This window comes from Vreelandella andesensis, assembly GCF_003989795.1.
GTDB lineage: Bacteria > Pseudomonadota > Gammaproteobacteria > Pseudomonadales > Halomonadaceae > Vreelandella > Vreelandella andesensis.
Genome location: NZ_RZHG01000030.1, coordinates 110224 through 126404, shown reverse-complemented (window position 1 = coordinate 126404; position 16181 = coordinate 110224). Strand labels below are relative to the sequence as shown.

Below are 16181 nucleotides of genomic sequence, written 5' to 3'. Positions count from 1 at the left end.
TTGACCAGGCATACTTACCAGTAAAATATATTCTTAATAACACTCAGAGCAACCAACTTAAAAGTAGCGACTTGCCCTCTTTCAAAACTCTATAAGCACAAGCCGCTATTAAACAAATTACATGTTCATTGACCGTCTGCCTCGCCTGCAAGGCGTTGCTGTGCATTAACCACGTAAGCCGCAAGCGCCGCTAAATCTTCAGACTCCCAATCTAATGGCTCAGCGGCCATAGGAGCCACCATACAAAGCTGAACCATCTCATCTGCATGTACTGTTTCCATACCGAACATATTGGCGCCCATAGCCACTGGATGCGGAAACGGTTGATTAAACGTTGCTTGATAACCCGACTGGCCATCTGTGCCATGACAGCTAGCACAAGAGAGCCCGTTTGTGCTTAACGACCTGTTATTGTAAAGCTCTTCTCCACGTTCAATTAATGACTTGGGATTATTGCCATTTTCATCATAGCTAGGCACGTAACCATCAGGACGAGTTACTAATTTTGTGCGCTCGTTAGGCTGGGTACTACCTTCAGCCTGAGCCTCGCCTTCTGCCTCGCCTTCTGCCTCACCTTCTGCCTCACCTTCTGCCTCACCTTCTGCTTGAGCCTCACCTTCTGCTTGAGCCTCACCTTCTGCTTGAGCCTCACCTTCTGCTTGAGCCTCACCTTCTGCTTCTGCATGTGCTTCAGGCTGTGCCTCGGCTTCGGCGTGGTTGCTCGCTAATATCAGTACCGAAGATGCTTCTCCGCTGGCATAGACTGATTGGTCGCTAGCAACGGCTTGATATGTCAAACCACCAGCAACTAGCATCAAGGCTGGTGCGGTATAACGTATTTGACGACGAAGTTTATTCAGTAACTCATGGCGTTGTAGATGTTGTTCTTTAGACATGGTCTCCACCTCTCTTCACAGCTCTCATCACAGCATTATTTTTTTAGGCCACTCCAAGCCACAGAACGGCCTCGCACCTGGCTTTGTTGCTAACTTATTATTAGCAACATTAAATGAGTGATAGGACAAGTAACTTCCTTACACTTACTTATCACATTGCTGCCGAATCGTTCACATCGTCTACTTTTTCCCACTCCAGGCAATAGGGGTCAAACCCTTCGGCTAAGCGGGGTTTAACAATGTCGAAATAGGGCGATAGGTCAAAATCTCTTGGCGTAAATAATGAATAGTGGCGCTGTGTGAACCGGGGCAGCCTATTACGGGACACATCAATGGTGGCACCAGAAGAGGCGTTAGCAATAGGCAAGATAGGATAAGGAATTGACTGAAATGCTTGAGCAATAAGTGTTGAGCAAATAGCCCGCGTCGGGTCACCACTACCTAAGGTTAAGAAAGGCCTACGCCAGCGCTGCGGCACGGGAGGTAACGGCAAGAAATAGCGAGCAAGGTCTACGATGTTATGCAAATCATAGCGATAGCCTAATCGTGCGCCTGCAAACTGTATAACGGCGCGAATATCATCATTATCTAATCCTGTCGGCCTACAAATTCTCAAATGATAGCCCTTAAATTCATCAAGACCTATCAAGCGCACCCCTTCCGTTACATCGGCCTCAATAAAGCAATCGCGACTACAACCGCCTAAACGTTGTGCATGTTCTGCGCCTATAAAAAGCGCAGCGTGGGACCAAGATGACTGAGTTAAGTATTTTATCACTGCACTGAAACGTGACGAACCTTCTACTAATAGCACATCTCCTGGTCTTAAAAATGCGGCGATGCCCTCCTCTCCTGCGCCCGCATTTTCTGAGCGATAACGGGGGCAAGAGAGCCAACAGCCCATCATGTACCCTACTTTCTGTAGCAGCTTTTTCATTGAGCAAGCCCTCGCAAAGCCCTGACTTATCACTCAGTGAGTGAACAACAGGAACCTTTACACCAAAAACGGTGCTTTCTCAGGAAAGAGAATAAATTGACCATTGCCACTTATGAACCAAGTGTTCCATAATGACAGCGCCTGTTCGGTAATTTTGCTTCAAGCATGCCGAATATCATCATTACAAGGACATACTAAATGACTGATTTTCCTCTACATACAGTAGACAGCGCCCCTGAAGATGCTAAAGCCAACCTACAGGCTGCCGAAAAAAAGATGGGCTTTTTGCCAAATCTTTTTGCGAAAATGGCGGAAGCACCCACGCTGCTTGAAGCATACCTCGCACTGGACGGCATTTACGCTAAAACCAGTTTAAGCCCTGTAGAACAGCAAGCCGCCTTACTGGCGATTAGTGCCGACAATCGTTGTTCTTTTTGCGTAGCCGCACACACGGGTGGTATTAAAAAAGCGGGGGCTGACGATGACGTCATTAAGGATCTACGCGCTCGCAATACTCCAAACGACCCAAAACTGGCAGCGGTCACGCGCTTTGCAAAACACTTAAATGCGCAACGCGGTTGGGCAGAGCAGTCAGAGCTAGACGCGTTTATAGAAGCAGGCTTTACACATCAGCATGTATTAGAGCTTGTTATTGCCTGTGCGCTAAAAACACTTTCAAACTACACTAACCATATTGCAGGCACCCCGTTAAACGAAGAACTAAAACCGCTTGCCTGGGAAGCCCCCGCGCCTTAAATCGCAACTATAAGTGGCCACATACTGGCCACTTTAAATAAGCACTTTTGCCGTATGAATGCTGCTTGTGAGGAACAATGTGACGATTACCGCGCCCTCTATCGACCAACATATCGCCGCTCTTAGGCCAAAACTAATTGCTTTTGCTCGGTTACAGCTACGAGACAGTGCTGCGGCAGAAGATACCGTTCAAGACACGCTGATCATCGCATTGGAAAAACATGACTCCTTTGCTGGGCGCTCGGCGTTTGAAACCTGGGTATTTGGAATTCTAAAAAACAAAATACTAGAACGAATTCGCTACGAGAGACGCTATCTTTCCTGGCAGGACAGCGACCAGAATGACGAAGATTCTTTTGAGAACCTGTTTCAAGAAAATGGACGCTGGCAGCCTGCCAGCAAACCTCAATCATGGGGTGAGCCTGACGAAATTCTTGAAAACGCATCTTTTTGGAAATTGTTGGATACGTGTTTATTAGTTTTGCCCGACAACATAGCGCGCGTATTTACCATGCGCGAACTTATGGGACTCACCACCCAAGAGATTTGCGAAGCACTGTCGTTGAGCGACTCTAACTGCTGGGTAATGCTCCATCGTGCTCGTTTAAAGTTGCGTTCATGTATAGAAAAGGGCTGGTTAACGTAATATGAAGAAGAGAACGGCCAATCCACCCTCCCGCCGCCATTCTAAAAGGCGAAAGATAACTGCTTTAGTACGTAAATCCTTAATTATCATTGCCTTTCTTGCTGTTCCTATTGCTTGGCTCATCGCTAACGAGCACACCTCTAAAGCAGAATCTGATCTTAGTGTTATCGGCAGCGGCGTCCCAGTTGCCGTGCAGATTCACGATCACAGCTGCCCACTTTGTCAGCGCTTAAAAGCAAATGCAGAAGAAGCAATTGCAAAAAGCGAGGTGCCACCTGAATGGCGCATTGTCGATATTAACACCACGAAAGGTGCTGATTTTGCCAATCAATACGGCGTCGGACATGTGACAATTCTTTTATTTGATGGACATGGAAATCGTCAAGAAACCATTCAAGGGGTTACCAGCGTTCAAGCATTAACATCGTCGTTTGAGCAATTAACATCTTCCCGGCGCTAATACCCGGGAAGCTCACGGCCAAGCACGGTTACACTAAAGCGGAGGGCGATGTAAGGAATGTTGCCAGTAAAACACTCACTATTGGGAGATTGAGTGTTTTACTGGCACTTAACTCCCAACCACGTCTTTATTGAGAGGTTCGCACTATGATTATGTGCCGTGAAGCCACACGCCTAATGTCGTTAAAGCAAGACCGAGCGCTAAGCTTTCGTGAAAATACTATGCTACGTTTTCACCTCTCGATGTGTGGTGCATGCCGCGCCTGCGCTCGCCAGTTTGACCTGCTCCATAAAATTGGTGAGCACCACCCTAGTACACCAAAAGAATCAACAGAAAATGGTGGCCATTATGAGCCGCGCTAGCGCTTTTTCAATCAAAGGGACAGTAATGGCGAGCCTACTGTTTAGCCCCTTCCTGCTCACAGCCGCCAGCGGCCAAGAAATACACTTCACGCCTAACCAGATCATGACCTGGCCGACGAGGCGTTTTGAAGGCGAAACACGCTACGCGATTGTAGAAAAATCAGGTCAACGGGTGCTTGAAGCAAATGCCCAGGGCCAAGCCTCTGCACGTTACCTAGAACGCGATATCGACTTAAACAAAACGCCCTACCTCCACTGGTGTTGGCAAGTAGACTCGACCTATGTCGGCGTTGATGAAACGACGAAAGCGGGCGATGACTACCCCGCACGGGTTTATGTGGCTCGCAAAACGGGCATTCTTCCCTGGCAAGTTGAATCGGTTAATTACGTCTGGGCCTCGATCCAACCCCAGGGCGCAACGTGGCCGAATGCATTTACTGATCGTGCCCAGTTGATGGCATTGCAAAGTGGCAATGGTGAGGTTGGCAGATGGGTCGCAGAGGTTCGCGATGTTCGCGCTGACTACCAAGCTCTTTTTGGCAGCACTCCTAGCCAAGTCAATGGTATCGCCTTAATGAGCGATGGCGACAATGCAGGCGGCAACGCTACCGCATGGTTCACTCAACTTGGTTTCTCAAGCACTTCCACCCCACCCGCCTGCCCTCAATAATAAATGATTATTTAAACATAAAAACTAGGCCACACAGTATTTTCCATGCAGCCCAGTGCGTATAACCGCTACATACCATTAACTGTTATTTCGTCCACCTTCTCGCATTAAGTCTTTGCGCGCATAGTCATCAATCATTCTTATATTAGAATCCTCCTCATTCAAGTAATCGTTATCTGACTGACGATCCCCTTTATCATAAACAAAGTCACTCCGTGTATATTTAACTTCATTAACGTTTGATGCTGAAATTGCTTTTACGATCACATCCTTATCTTGATTGAGTTCAATCGACGTTTGTGCTGTCGCTACTGGACTAGCTAAAATTGCCATTAACGCGCCAAGCACACTTACTTTTTTAAATGTTGTCTGGATCAACATGACTGTCTCCTTTTCTTAATGAATGCCGCCAACTTAAACGATCGATAAGATGTTTCATTCAGCGGCAATGTGTCTCACAGTCAATAGTGATCTGGCAGGAAAAATCATTACATCTTTTTTATAAAAATAAGTAATAAAAATAGAAAATAAAAAAAGCCAGCCCAATGGCTGGCTTTTATAACAACACGATGGAACTAGCGTAATTTTGTTTTACGCAGGTACGGCAGAACAGCATCGAAATCACCAAACTTCTGCTTGGCGTCTCCATCCGACACGCTCGGTGGAATAATAACGTCCTGACCAACGGTCCAGTCAGCGGGCGTTGCAACACCATGTTTTGCTGTGGTTTGCAGAGCATCCAGTGCGCGCAGAATTTCTGCGAAATTACGACCTACGGTCATCGGGTAAGTCATAGAAAGCTTCAACTGCTTATCCGGCCCAATAATAAATACCGAGCGCACCGTTGCACTGTCAGCAGGGGTACGGCCATCTGGCAGGTAAGCATCTTCTGGCAGCATGTCGAACAGTTTAGAAACGTTTAGGTCTTCATCAGCAATGATAGGGAAGCCAACTGAACTGCCGCTAACTTTCTCGATATCGCTTGTCCAGCGCTTGTGGTCTTCTACGCCATCAACAGAAACGCCAATAACTTTGGTGCCTCGCTTTTCCCATTCAGGGCCCAGCGTTGCTACTGCGCCAAACTCCGTGGTGCAAACCGGAGTAAAATCCTTCGGGTGAGAAAAGAGGATCGCCCAGCTATCACCAATCCAGTCGTGAAAACGAATCGGGCCTTGGCTAGTTTCAGCTTCGAAATCAGGCACTACCGCATTGATACGTAATGACATCGTTCCTCCTCATTAGGGTCAAGTGACCTTAATACCTTATATGACTTCTACCATATTCACTATAGAACGTTTCGTGCTAACACAACACCTGCACTCTTCTTTGCACACCCATAAAATTAGGAACATTTACCACTGCCATTCGCTTCTCGCTACCGCATCGTGAGCGTGCAAGCTTTCAGCATGAACCACCTTCAGTTGAAACCCTGAAATATCAGCCATTTTTCTCAGCGCTCGATCTAGCCGCTTTGCTGCATCTTCACAAAACATCAAGTTCTGACCATTGGCGAGGGCAAATGCCTGCTCATCAATACGCTTCACTGCTGTTTGTAATGCGGTTCCTAAGGCGTTTTCAATACGTTCAATCAGCGCAGCCAGCGGTATCTCATCGCTATCTTCCAACCGTATAGAACAGTGAGCAGCGCTGCGCTGGCTATGAGGGGTTGCGAGTATCCCTTCCTCGCTACCTAACCATGCAACGACGGCCTGCTTAGTAAGCGGTATCTCCTCAAAATCCTCTGTAAACGCTTGCTGAATTAACTGCCGAGCCAATGCAGCGGAGCAGGGGCACGTCGAGGAGTAACCCACGCTCACTTCTAGCACTGTTTGAAACCCTCTCGGGGTTAGCTGGCTGCGCAGCGTAAACGGATAACCTTTCCATCCTGACAAAGGGCTGATCAGCGCATCGCGCTTAAGTAATACATCCCCGCCAAACGTTAGATAGGCGTTTTTGGATAACGCCTGGTGGCTTTCCAAAAAACCGCTAAGAACGCGATGGATCAGACTAGGGGTTAGCGGCTGATGCTCCAATGTGTCTAACGCGGTATACAGCCGTGACATATGGATCCCACGAGCATCCGCTTCTTCAAGGCTAACGCCAGCGGATACATGGGCATTCACCTGACTTCCTGCCAACTTTACTGGCAACGCAATGCCTTCCATGGCCTACCCAGGAAAGCGTGCCCGCCAAATCAGCAGGCTGTTGGGCGATATCGGGCAAGGTGAAAGCAGTCATTAAAGTGCCTCTTTGGATGATGTGAAAAATGTATAAAGCTGGGCAACGCTGGCAGGCGCAACGTCTTGGGTAATGAACACAAAACGCGACACGCGATCATTAACGCTGCTGGGAGGCAATGGTGCAGGGGGATGAAAAATATGCTGAACACCATGCAGTGCCAGAGGCTCATCTCGATCAGTCAGATGAACAATGGCTTTAATCCGCAGCATTTTCTCGCCCATTAGTGACATCAATAAATCCAACCAATTCTCCAGGGCATCAGGCGTAATGGGATCCTCTACGCAAAAACAAAACGCATTAATATTCTCTCCGTGGCGAGTCAACGTCGGTTGGCTAGTGGGCTGCCCAACAGCAGCGCTAATAGAGCTTTGCTGAGGCTTGTCAGCCCGATAATCCGCGGCATGGTGGACGTGATAACTTGCTGACTTCAACCATTGGTCTACTTGGTATCGCTGGGAGTCACCACGAAAAAGCCCCGCCCCGACTAACAACTCAGGCGAAAGATTACCGTTTACCACCTGCCACTGCTCTGCAGCCGGATTGATGGACGCAATCTGGTTGGCCAATGGGGCTAAACGCGCTTCATCGACCAAGTCAGTTTTAGTAATCAGCAGCCTATCAGCTATCGCTACCTGACGCTGAGACTCACGATGCGCTTGAAGTGTTGCTTCTCCGTTGGCGGCATCGACACAGCACACCACGCTATCCAACTGAAAACGATGGGCAAGCCAATGATCGGTCATTAACAGTTGTAAAATAGGCGCCGGGTCAGCAAGCCCCGTGGTTTCGATGACAACACGAGAAGGTGCTGGTTTGCCCTCTGCTAGAAGCGCGGCAATAGCCTGCTGTAGCGTTTGGCTCAAGTCTCCCCGCAATGTGCAGCACAAGCAGCCGCTGCTCATCTCTACCACCGCTTGCTCATCACTCTGGGTGATCAACTGATGATCAAGACCAATATCGCCAAACTCATTAATCACGATTAGCGTATTTCGCATAGACGCTTGGCGCACCCAGCGATTGAGTAGCGTGGTCTTGCCGCTACCTAAAAAACCGGTCAGTACATTCACTGGCGTCAGCGTGGTGAACTGCATTACTCCCCCCGAGCTTTGCGGAAATGGTGCTCTTTGCGCTCCTGACGCTCCTTCGCTTCAATGCTTAGCTTCGCTGTGGGCCTAAACAGTAGTCGTTGAAGACCAATAGGCTCACCGGTTTCCTCACAATAACCGTAATCCCCGCTTTCAATACGCTTCAGAGCCGCATCAATATTAGTGATTAGCCTGCTTTCGCGGTCGGCTTGGCGAAGCGCCAACCGCAGCTCCTCCTCAAAGGAAGCTTGGTCAGCCTCATCGCTATCCCGTTCATGGGAAGCAATTGACGTCTTTACCTCTCTCAAATGTGCGGCAAGCTCAGCGCGCTCGTTTAAAAGCCGCTGGCGGAAAAACGCTAGCTGCGCGGCATTCATGTACTCATCTTGTGATGATGCTAACAGTGAAGCCTCGTCGGCTTTTTGTGCGCTTACGGCTTCAGAGCTGTCGCCACCTTTGGCACTAATGGGCTGAGTGATATCGGATTGCAATGGTTAGACTCCTTTTGATAAAAACGTTATAACATAACAAATAAAGCGCTGCGACCTATCTCTATCTGATGCTTATACATTGCTAAACGTAACAGGAGGCCTAAATGCCAAGCCCGCATTCCGCCCAGCCATTGCCTTGGGTACCACCACAGCACGCAGCTCTGGATACTGATATAAGCGTGCTGCCGCGTATTTTTGAAGAGCAGATATCTATCGCCATTATGCAACGCGCCCTGCCCGCCGATGTGGCTATAAGTGCAAACGCACAGTGCCAAACCTCACGAGACTGGCATTACGCATGGCTTGGCAGCCCTACCGCCGATTTAAAAGATGACTTACGCCGTAAGCTCCCTGAGCGTTCAGCGGGAGATGCGCTGGTTGAAGACGTTTCGACCATCGCTGAGGCCATCGCGTTCCTTTTTGATACTGATACCGTGGGCATTCGACTACGCCTACTTACAGCGGCGATGTGCCCGCGTTTTCACTGCGACAACTTGCCGGTACGGTTAGTGACTACGTATGTCGGCCCTGGCAGCGAGTGGTTACCTGAAAGTGCTATTAACCGCGCAGGGCTTGGCGCGCCCACGCCGGATCGCCCAGAGATTATTAACGACCCCACGGCCATTCAGCGCATGCGGGCTGGCGACATCGCGTTAATAAAAGGCAGTGGCTGGGTGGGATGTGAAGAGCATGGCTTAGTGCACCGCAGCCCTTCTTTGCACGACGGTCAAAAACGGCTACTGCTAACGATTGACCCCGCTTAACGCTTTGAATTTAGCAGTCGACCGATTCAAAAAAGCCGGTACATCACGTACCGGCTAAAAATCGAACAGTCGTTAGTTACTGCGAACATACACATTCAACAATCTGACCACATTCTAACCAGATTATTGTAAGTTCCTGTTAAGGCAACCAGTTCAGCATTCGCCTCTCCTTGCTCCGCTCTTAGTCGACGCAATGAGTTATCCATCTCATACAGTAAGCGACGCTTTTCCGTATCACGAATTAGGCTTTGCATAAACATATAGCAACCTAACCGCTCACCTTTAGTAACAGGGGTTACTTCATGGAGAGAACCGGAAGGATAGGTCACTAAACTACCGGCAGATAACTTAATCGTTTGCTCACCATACGTATCGATAACATTCAGCTCCCCGCCTTCATATTCGTCTGGATCAGACAAGAAAAGCGTTGCAGAAACATCGGTACGTAGATAGCTGCCATCTGGCAATGAACGTAGCGTACTGTCGATATGCTTGCCGTAATGGCTATCTTCTACGGTGTAACGATTAAAATTAGGCGGTATTATTTTGAAGGGCATAATTGCGCTCATAATCTCAGGCGTTCGATTGAGCGCGCGCATTACCATAATACGTAGCTCTCTGAGTGCTTCAGAGCCTTCTGGAATTTGCAGATTCTTTTTCACCTGTTTCGCCTGGGGGCCAGCACTAATACCCCGCGCCCAATCAGCCCCACGCAGCTGGCGGCGTATAGCCGCCAGCTCCTCAGGTGTCAGAATATTTTCAAAACTGACGATCATTGCTTGGCCTCAGAAAAATAGGACTTAAAAGTCGTAACGTAGCGTGGCAATCACATGACGGCCCGGCCCTGGTATACCCTGGGCACCGCCCTCTGCAAGCTGTGAGATATACTCTTTATCCGCTAAGTTAAAGCCATTGATACGTAGCTGTAGCGCCTCGTTGAAGCGATAAGCGGTTGAGGCATGAAACAAAGAATAGCTATCAATGCTGACTTGACGACGCCGCGCACCCGGCTCAGAAGCAACGTTGTTTACTTGATCAGCAACATATTCCATGCCGCCGCCAATGGTCCACTGTGGCGTAACTTCATAGTCTGTCCAAACATTGAACGTATGCTCAGGCGTACCACCTAAACGAGAACCTACCTCCCAAGGATTATTGGAACTGAGCACTTCGGAATCCATATAGGTATAGCTGGTGTATAGATCCCATCCTGGCGTCAAGCTGCCCATTGCGCCAATTTCAAAGCCTTCAACGCGCTGCTCCCCGTCTAGCACTTGCAGTAGATCTCCACCGCCTTGGGCGGGGGTGCGGGCGTTTTTCTTATCGGTGCGGAACAGAGCAGCGCTGACCAGTAGATTATCGGCCAGATTCCACTTCGTACCCAGTTCGTAGGCAATCGTTTTTTCAGGATCAGTATTGAATGCGGACTCATCAATAATGTCTTCACGCCCACCGGTCGTCGCGTCGCCGCCGCCAGCTAACTGCACCAACCCCCGATCAAAAGTACCCGTCACATCAAAAGAGGTACCCACGGACGCATAGACGGTGCCATTTTGCGTTGGCTTAAACACTAGCCCCAGGTTACCGCTCCATTCGCTGTCGGTACGTGAGACCGGGCCAATAGGGTCATCGTACCCGGTATCGGTAGCCGTTGATTTAACATGATCCCAGCGCACACCGGTGTGCAGATCCCACTGCGATGAAAGCGCTGCTACGTTGAGCGCATAAATACCGACCTGTTCAGACTCTAAACGGTGGCGGGTACCGTCGTAATAAGCCTCGGGCCGGGTGCGGGTCTCGGGATCATAGAGAGAAGTGCGAGGTCCCTTTTGATCGGGACGACGGTCATTCTTGATATCCACGTGACCCACTTCAGCACCAACAACTAAGTCATGTCCAACCTGACCTGTATCAAATGAGAACAGCAAATCCGTCTGGTTAAAGAAAGACGTATCTGTTTGATCACGAGGTTTCAGATCCCCCTGAACAAGCGCCTGCGAGAAATCGCCGCTTCCCAAGGCAGCTTCAGGGATTTTGATACGCGGCGACGACGTAATGGAATCGTTCTCTACCCGGCTAACGCGGAACTGGTTACGCACACTAAAGCCATCGTTAACGTAGTGTTCAACCGCAACACCCAACTGATTAACATCAATGTCTTGATAATCATCAACATGGCCAAAGTAATCGCTGTAATCAATTCCAGGCGGGAGCGCTCCCGTATAATATCCGTCGCCTGCACGCTGGCCACCCGGCGTGCGACCACGATCATTTAGCTGGCTAGGGTCGCCACTAAAACCTTCTCGATCAATGGGGATACCTTGGTCTGGCGTGTTGTTCTGACGTGTGTGTAAGAAGTCCACCTCTACCTGCGTATCGCTTTCAAACCCCCATGTATAAGCAGCGTAGACACCTTGCCGTTCCTGATCGACAATATCACGGCCTGGATTATCTTGTGTGTGGCTCATCACGTTAAGCCGTAGTGCGCTGTTATCATCAATACGACGATTGAAATCACCCGTCACACGGAACAACTCATCAGACCCGACTGAGGTCTCCAAACGATTGCGGTCTTCCATTAACGGTTGTTTGGTTACGAAGTTGATAGTGCCCCCCGCTGAACCACGGCCAGAGAACGCCGAGTTAGGCCCTTTAATCACTTCAATTTGATCGACATAGAACGGATCTCGGAAGTAGTTACCCAGATCACGCGACCCATTCACGTTGATATCATCGCGAGCGTTAAAACCGCGAATTTTTAGCTGATCGCCGCCAGGCGGATTACCTTCCCCTGCTTGTAAACTGATGCCGGACACATTGCGCAGTGCATCGCGCAACTCGGTTACGTTTTGGTCTTCCAACAGGTCACTGGTAAGCACCGTTACGATACGCGGCGTTTCCTGTACAGGGCGTTGATACTTGACGCTCTCCATAAAGGTACCGCGATAGCCAGTAACCGTGACCGTATCGAGTGAGGCCGCATTTTCAGTACGTGTTTGCGCCTGAGTGTTGGTGCTCATTGCCGCCAGCATACAAGCACTCACGGTGGCTAACGTGCGTCCGAAACGCATTGAATTAGGGCTGCGTAACTCAATCGCGCTTGGAAGCATTTTTTTCTTCGTCATTAACATCTTATTGGTTCCCTTGCGTAAAAAGGTAAGTGCTTACAGGCCAAGCCTGAGACTCTGCTGCTGTTCCCAAAGAGGAATGCAGCGTTTTTATTTGCAACAAGGTACCAAACACAAATAACTATGTAAATGATAATGATTTGCTTTAATTTTAAACTAATTAAATGTTGTATCCCCCGACAACGCTCCCGCCCGCGGCCCTGCTTTTATTACGTTTTAAGCATGCTACTATCTAACCCTGCTTAATATGGTTAGACCCCTGCCTGAAAGGATGCTTGCTGATGTTTGACGCCCCCGCTGCGGTTGCCACCCCAGATGCCATTGAGACCTTTATCACCCGCTGGAAAGGCACCACCGGCACCGAGAAAGCCAACTATCAGCTGTTCCTTTCCGAGCTGTGCGCCCTGCTGGAACTGCCCACACCCGAGCCAGCCAGCAAGGACAACCGCGAAAACGCCTACACCTTCGAGCGCCGGGTAGATATTCAAAACCCCGATGGCAGCGAGAATCGCGGCTTTATTGACCTCTACAAGCGCGGCGCGTTTGTGCTGGAAGCCAAGCAAAGCGGCAAAGGGCTGGAAACCAAAGGCTGGGACAAAGCCATGCAGGCGGCCTATAACCAGGCCGACCAGTACGTGCGCGCTCTGCCCGCAAATGAAGGCCGCCCGCCGTTTATCGTGGTCACGGATGTAGGCCGCACCCTGGCGCTGTATTCGGAATTCTCCCGCTCCGGCGGCACCTATGTGCCCTTCCCCGACCCGCGCAACTACCGCATCAAGCTCGACGACCTGCGCCAGCCCGAAGTGCAGCAGCGCCTGAAAGCGCTGTGGGAAGCGCCAGACACCCTAGACCCCAGCCAGTACGCCGCCCGCGTGACCCGTGCGGTGAGCGCCAAGCTGGCGACGCTGGCCAAAGCGCTGGAAGCCGACGGTTTTGAGGTTGACCGGGTGGCGCACTTTTTAAAGCGCTGCCTGTTCACCATGTTCAGTGAAGACGTGGAGCTTTTGCCCAAGGGCAGCTTTACTGCCTTTCTGGAGCGCATGAAGGAAAGTCCCGAGCACTTTGCCGACGCCATAGGCTCGCTATGGGAAAGCATGAACAGCGGCGGCTTCAGCGGCGTGTTAACCGCCAAAGTGATGCGCTTTAACGGCGGCCTGTTTAAAGGCATCGACCCCATCCCGCTCAACGCCGAGCAGATTCAACTGCTGATTGATGCCGCCAAGGCCGACTGGCGCTTTGTCGAACCGGCGATTTTCGGCACCCTGCTGGAACGCGCCCTGGACCCCCGCGAACGCCACAAGCTGGGCGCCCACTACACGCCCCGCGCCTACGTGGAACGCCTGGTAATGCCCACCCTGATTGACCCGCTGCGCCGCGAATGGGCCACCGCCCAGGTGGTCGCGGAAGCCCACAACCAGAAAGGCAAAACCGATAAAGCCCTGGAAAGCCTGCGCGCTTTTCACCACAAGCTCTGCCAGGTGCGGGTGCTGGACCCGGCCTGTGGCAGCGCCAACTTCCTGTATGTCGCGCTGGAGCACATGAAGCGCCTGGAAGGGGAAGTGCTCAACCTGATTACCGACTTAAGCGGCGGCCAGAGTTCCCTGGAAGCCGAAGGCTTGACCGTCTCGCCCCAGCAGTTTTTAGGCATGGAAATTAACCCCCGCGCCGCCGCCATTGCCGAAATTGTGCTGTGGATTGGTTACCTACAGTGGCACTACCGCATTAACGGCAGCCTTGATTTGCCCGAGCCGATTCTCAAGGACTTCCACAACATCGAACACCGCGATGCGCTGATTGAGTTTGAACACCGCGAAGCGCTGCTGGATAACGCAGGCCAGCCGGTGACCATTTGGGATGGCATCAGCATGAAGCCAAGCCCCGCCACCGGCGAGCTGATACCGGATGAAGCTGCCCGCACCCCGGTGTACCGTTACCACAACCCCAAGCGCGCCGAATGGCCCGAAGCGGACTACATCATCGGTAACCCGCCGTTTATTGGTGCCTCAACCATGCGCCGCGCCCTGGGCGATGGCTATGTGGATGCCGTGCGCCAGGTATTTAAAGGCCAGGTGCCGGAATCGGCGGATTTTGTCATGTACTGGTGGCATATCGCCGCTGAGACGGTGCGCAGCGGCAGCGCCCAGCAGTTTGGGTTTATCACCACCAACAGCCTGCGCCAGACCTTTAACCGCCGGGTGCTGGAACCCCACTTAAACGATGCCAAAAAACCGCTCTCGCTGACCTTTGCGATTCCTGACCACCCCTGGGTGGATGGCAACGACGGCGCCGCGGTGCGCATCGCCATGACGGTAGGCCGCGCGGGCGAAGCGCCGGGGCTGTTGCAGCTGGTGACTAACGAAAGCAGCGACGAACACCGCGAAGCCCGCAGCGTTTCGCTAAGCCGCCGTAAAGGTAAAGTATTTGCGGATTTGAGTATTGGCGCAGATGTGGCTTCCATGGAACAATTAAATGCCCATAAAGGAATTGCAATCAAAGGATATGAGTTAGGTAGCCAAGGCTTTTTGATGGATACGAAAGAAGCACGCCAATTTCTTGTAGAGCATCCAGATAATAAAAATATTCTTAAGCCTTACATGAATGGCAAGGATTTAACTAATGGACAAATCACTAGGTACGTGATTGACCTATATGGGTTAGATATTAACGAAGCTAAAAAAGGCTATCCAATACTATTTAACTATCTATCAGAACGAGTTAAGCCTGAGCGTGAAGTTAATCGTGAAGCAAGAACATCAGTAAAATGGTGGTTATTTCGACGCTCCGGCGCAGATTTAAGAAAAGCTAGCAAAGAACTTAATAGTTTTATTACAACAACACGAACTGCTAGACACAGGGTGTTTCAGCTATCTTCTTCTGATTTAATAGCAGAAAGTAAAATTGTTGTTATCGCATCGGAGTCTAAAAATATTTTAGGCATACTTTCATCTAGAGTTCATACATTATTTGCGATAAGGGCTGGTGGCTGGCTAGGCGTTGGTAACGACTCTACTTATAACCATTTAGACTGCTTCTTAAAATTTCCAATGCCAAAGGAAATGACTGAAACCATCGGCCAGCTCGCCGAGCAGATCGACACCCACCGCAAGCGCCAGCAGGCCGAGCACCCAACGCTCACCCTGACCGGCATCTATAACGTGATGGAAAAGCTGCGCGCCGGTGAAGCCCTTAACGCCAAAGAGCAAACCATCAACCAGCAAGGGCTGGTCAGCACCCTGATGGATGACCACGACCAGCTCGACCGCGCCGTGTTCAGCGCCTACGGCTGGGATGACCTCGCCAAACAGCTGGTCGGCCTGCCCGGTGCCACCACCCCGCTGCCGGATAAACCCGCCGCCCAGGCCGAAGCCGAAGAAGAACTCTTGATGCGGTTAGTCGCACTCAACAAACAGCGCGCCGCCGAAGAAGCCCAGGGCAAGGTGCGCTGGCTGCGCCCGGCATACCAGGCCCCCGAAGAAGCCGCCCCCACCCAAACCGACATGGCCAGCGCGGCAACAGCGGATGCCGCCCCAGCCGCCGAGAAAACCAAGGCTAGCTGGCCCAAAGACCTCGCCACCCAGGTCACCCTGCTACGCGATATGCTCGCCGCCAGCCCCCACAGCGCAGAAAGCTTAGCCGCCCAGTTCAAACGCAAACCGGTCAAAGGCGTAAGTGAAGTGCTCTCAGCGCTGGCCGCCCTCGGCCAAGCCCAGCAGGAAAATGAACAATGGCGGCTGGTGAGGTGAGT

15 protein-coding genes and 1 pseudogene are annotated in these 16181 nt (G+C 50.9%); 7 read left to right on the top strand and 9 right to left on the bottom strand.

Annotated elements, in window-relative coordinates; all coding sequences use genetic code 11:
* Window positions 1–125: 125 nt before the first annotated feature.
* Complete coding sequence (locus ELY33_RS17925; RefSeq protein ID WP_167470109.1) at window positions 126–896, bottom strand: c-type cytochrome; 771 nt, start codon at window positions 894–896, stop codon at window positions 126–128.
* A gap of 151 nt (window positions 897–1047) precedes the next feature.
* Complete coding sequence (locus ELY33_RS16535; protein WP_126949002.1) at window positions 1048–1833, bottom strand: YiiX/YebB-like N1pC/P60 family cysteine hydrolase; 786 nt, start codon at window positions 1831–1833, stop codon at window positions 1048–1050.
* Between the two features lie 198 nt (window positions 1834–2031).
* Here ELY33_RS16535 and ELY33_RS16530 point away from each other — a divergent pair, with 198 nt between their 5' ends.
* The 5 genes from ELY33_RS16530 (at window position 2032) to ELY33_RS16510 (ending at window position 4727) form a co-directional block, all read left to right on the top strand.
* Window positions 2032–2589: a carboxymuconolactone decarboxylase family protein gene (locus tag ELY33_RS16530; RefSeq protein ID WP_126949001.1), complete on the top strand. Its 558-nt coding sequence runs from the start codon at window positions 2032–2034 to the stop codon at window positions 2587–2589.
* Between the two features lie 79 nt (window positions 2590–2668).
* Entirely contained in the window at window positions 2669–3235 is a 567-nt protein-coding gene (locus ELY33_RS16525; RefSeq protein WP_244208636.1) for a sigma-70 family RNA polymerase sigma factor, read from the top strand.
* 1 nt (window position 3236) lies between these two features.
* Window positions 3237–3695 (top strand): thioredoxin family protein, encoded by a 459-nt coding sequence (locus ELY33_RS16520; RefSeq protein WP_126948999.1) that lies wholly within the window; start codon window positions 3237–3239, stop codon window positions 3693–3695.
* 146 nt (window positions 3696–3841) lie between these two features.
* Window positions 3842–4057 (top strand): zf-HC2 domain-containing protein, encoded by a 216-nt coding sequence (locus ELY33_RS18290; protein WP_126948998.1) that lies wholly within the window; start codon window positions 3842–3844, stop codon window positions 4055–4057.
* On the top strand, window positions 4044–4727 hold the full coding sequence (locus ELY33_RS16510) for a DUF3047 domain-containing protein (RefSeq protein WP_126948997.1): 684 nt from the start codon (window positions 4044–4046) through the stop codon (window positions 4725–4727). Before ELY33_RS18290 ends, ELY33_RS16510 begins: the two co-directional genes overlap by 14 nt.
* A 78-nt stretch (window positions 4728–4805) precedes the next feature.
* On the opposite strand, the gene ELY33_RS16505 is transcribed toward ELY33_RS16510, so the two are convergent.
* The 5 genes and pseudogenes from ELY33_RS16505 to dksA all read right to left on the bottom strand — a co-directional run bounded on the left by ELY33_RS16505 (window position 4806) and on the right by dksA (window position 8544).
* Window positions 4806–5108 carry a hypothetical protein gene (locus ELY33_RS16505; protein ID WP_126948996.1) on the bottom strand — a complete coding sequence of 101 codons (303 nt, stop codon included), beginning with the start codon at window positions 5106–5108 and terminating at the stop codon, window positions 4806–4808.
* Between the two features lie 194 nt (window positions 5109–5302).
* Entirely contained in the window at window positions 5303–5953 is a 651-nt protein-coding gene (locus tag ELY33_RS16500; protein WP_126948995.1) for a peroxiredoxin, read from the bottom strand.
* A 126-nt stretch (window positions 5954–6079) separates the two neighbouring features.
* Window positions 6080–6965: pseudogene (gene folE2 / locus ELY33_RS16495) on the bottom strand (GTP cyclohydrolase FolE2).
* Window positions 6965–8059, bottom strand: a complete 1095-nt coding sequence (locus ELY33_RS16490; RefSeq protein WP_126948994.1) for a CobW family GTP-binding protein — start codon at window positions 8057–8059, stop codon at window positions 6965–6967. Before ELY33_RS16490 ends, folE2 begins: the two are co-directional and overlap by 1 nt.
* Window positions 8059–8544, bottom strand: coding sequence for an RNA polymerase-binding protein DksA (gene dksA, locus ELY33_RS16485; RefSeq protein WP_244208635.1), 486 nt, complete (start codon window positions 8542–8544; stop codon window positions 8059–8061). The genes ELY33_RS16490 and dksA overlap by 1 nt, the downstream gene beginning before the upstream one ends.
* Before the next feature lie 104 nt (window positions 8545–8648).
* On the opposite strand from dksA, the gene ELY33_RS16480 reads away from it, so the two are divergent.
* Entirely contained in the window at window positions 8649–9308 is a 660-nt protein-coding gene (locus ELY33_RS16480) for a DUF1826 domain-containing protein (RefSeq protein WP_126948993.1), read from the top strand.
* 95 nt (window positions 9309–9403) lie between these two features.
* Here the strand turns inward: ELY33_RS16480 and ELY33_RS16475 are convergent, their stop codons facing one another.
* Together ELY33_RS16475 and ELY33_RS16470 are read right to left on the bottom strand one after the other, a co-directional pair.
* Window positions 9404–10084: a Fe2+-dependent dioxygenase gene (locus tag ELY33_RS16475; protein WP_126948992.1), complete on the bottom strand. Its 681-nt coding sequence runs from the start codon at window positions 10082–10084 to the stop codon at window positions 9404–9406.
* 24 nt (window positions 10085–10108) lie between these two features.
* Window positions 10109–12433 (bottom strand): TonB-dependent receptor, encoded by a 2325-nt coding sequence (locus ELY33_RS16470; protein ID WP_244208634.1) that lies wholly within the window; start codon window positions 12431–12433, stop codon window positions 10109–10111.
* A gap of 284 nt (window positions 12434–12717) precedes the next feature.
* Here ELY33_RS16470 and ELY33_RS16465 point away from each other — a divergent pair, with 284 nt between their 5' ends.
* Window positions 12718–16179 (top strand): DNA methyltransferase, encoded by a 3462-nt coding sequence (locus ELY33_RS16465; protein ID WP_126948991.1) that lies wholly within the window; start codon window positions 12718–12720, stop codon window positions 16177–16179.
* The last annotated feature ends 2 nt before the right edge of the window (window positions 16180–16181 follow it).

Coding starts and splice junctions, on each gene's coding strand:
- ELY33_RS17925 (WP_167470109.1), bottom strand. CDS start 896: ATGTCTAAAGAACAACATCTACAACGCCATGAGTTACTGAATAAACTT.
- ELY33_RS16535 (WP_126949002.1), bottom strand. CDS start 1,833: ATGAAAAAGCTGCTACAGAAAGTAGGGTACATGATGGGCTGTTGGCTC.
- ELY33_RS16530 (WP_126949001.1), top strand. CDS start 2,032: ATGACTGATTTTCCTCTACATACAGTAGACAGCGCCCCTGAAGATGCT.
- ELY33_RS16520 (WP_126948999.1), top strand. CDS start 3,237: ATGAAGAAGAGAACGGCCAATCCACCCTCCCGCCGCCATTCTAAAAGG.
- ELY33_RS18290 (WP_126948998.1), top strand. CDS start 3,842: ATGATTATGTGCCGTGAAGCCACACGCCTAATGTCGTTAAAGCAAGAC.
- ELY33_RS16510 (WP_126948997.1), top strand. CDS start 4,044: ATGAGCCGCGCTAGCGCTTTTTCAATCAAAGGGACAGTAATGGCGAGC.
- ELY33_RS16505 (WP_126948996.1), bottom strand. CDS start 5,108: ATGTTGATCCAGACAACATTTAAAAAAGTAAGTGTGCTTGGCGCGTTA.
- ELY33_RS16500 (WP_126948995.1), bottom strand. CDS start 5,953: ATGTCATTACGTATCAATGCGGTAGTGCCTGATTTCGAAGCTGAAACT.
- ELY33_RS16490 (WP_126948994.1), bottom strand. CDS start 8,059: ATGCAGTTCACCACGCTGACGCCAGTGAATGTACTGACCGGTTTTTTA.
- ELY33_RS16480 (WP_126948993.1), top strand. CDS start 8,649: ATGCCAAGCCCGCATTCCGCCCAGCCATTGCCTTGGGTACCACCACAG.
- ELY33_RS16475 (WP_126948992.1), bottom strand. CDS start 10,084: ATGATCGTCAGTTTTGAAAATATTCTGACACCTGAGGAGCTGGCGGCT.
- ELY33_RS16470 (WP_244208634.1), bottom strand. CDS start 12,433: ATGACGAAGAAAAAAATGCTTCCAAGCGCGATTGAGTTACGCAGCCCT.
- ELY33_RS16465 (WP_126948991.1), top strand. CDS start 12,718: ATGTTTGACGCCCCCGCTGCGGTTGCCACCCCAGATGCCATTGAGACC.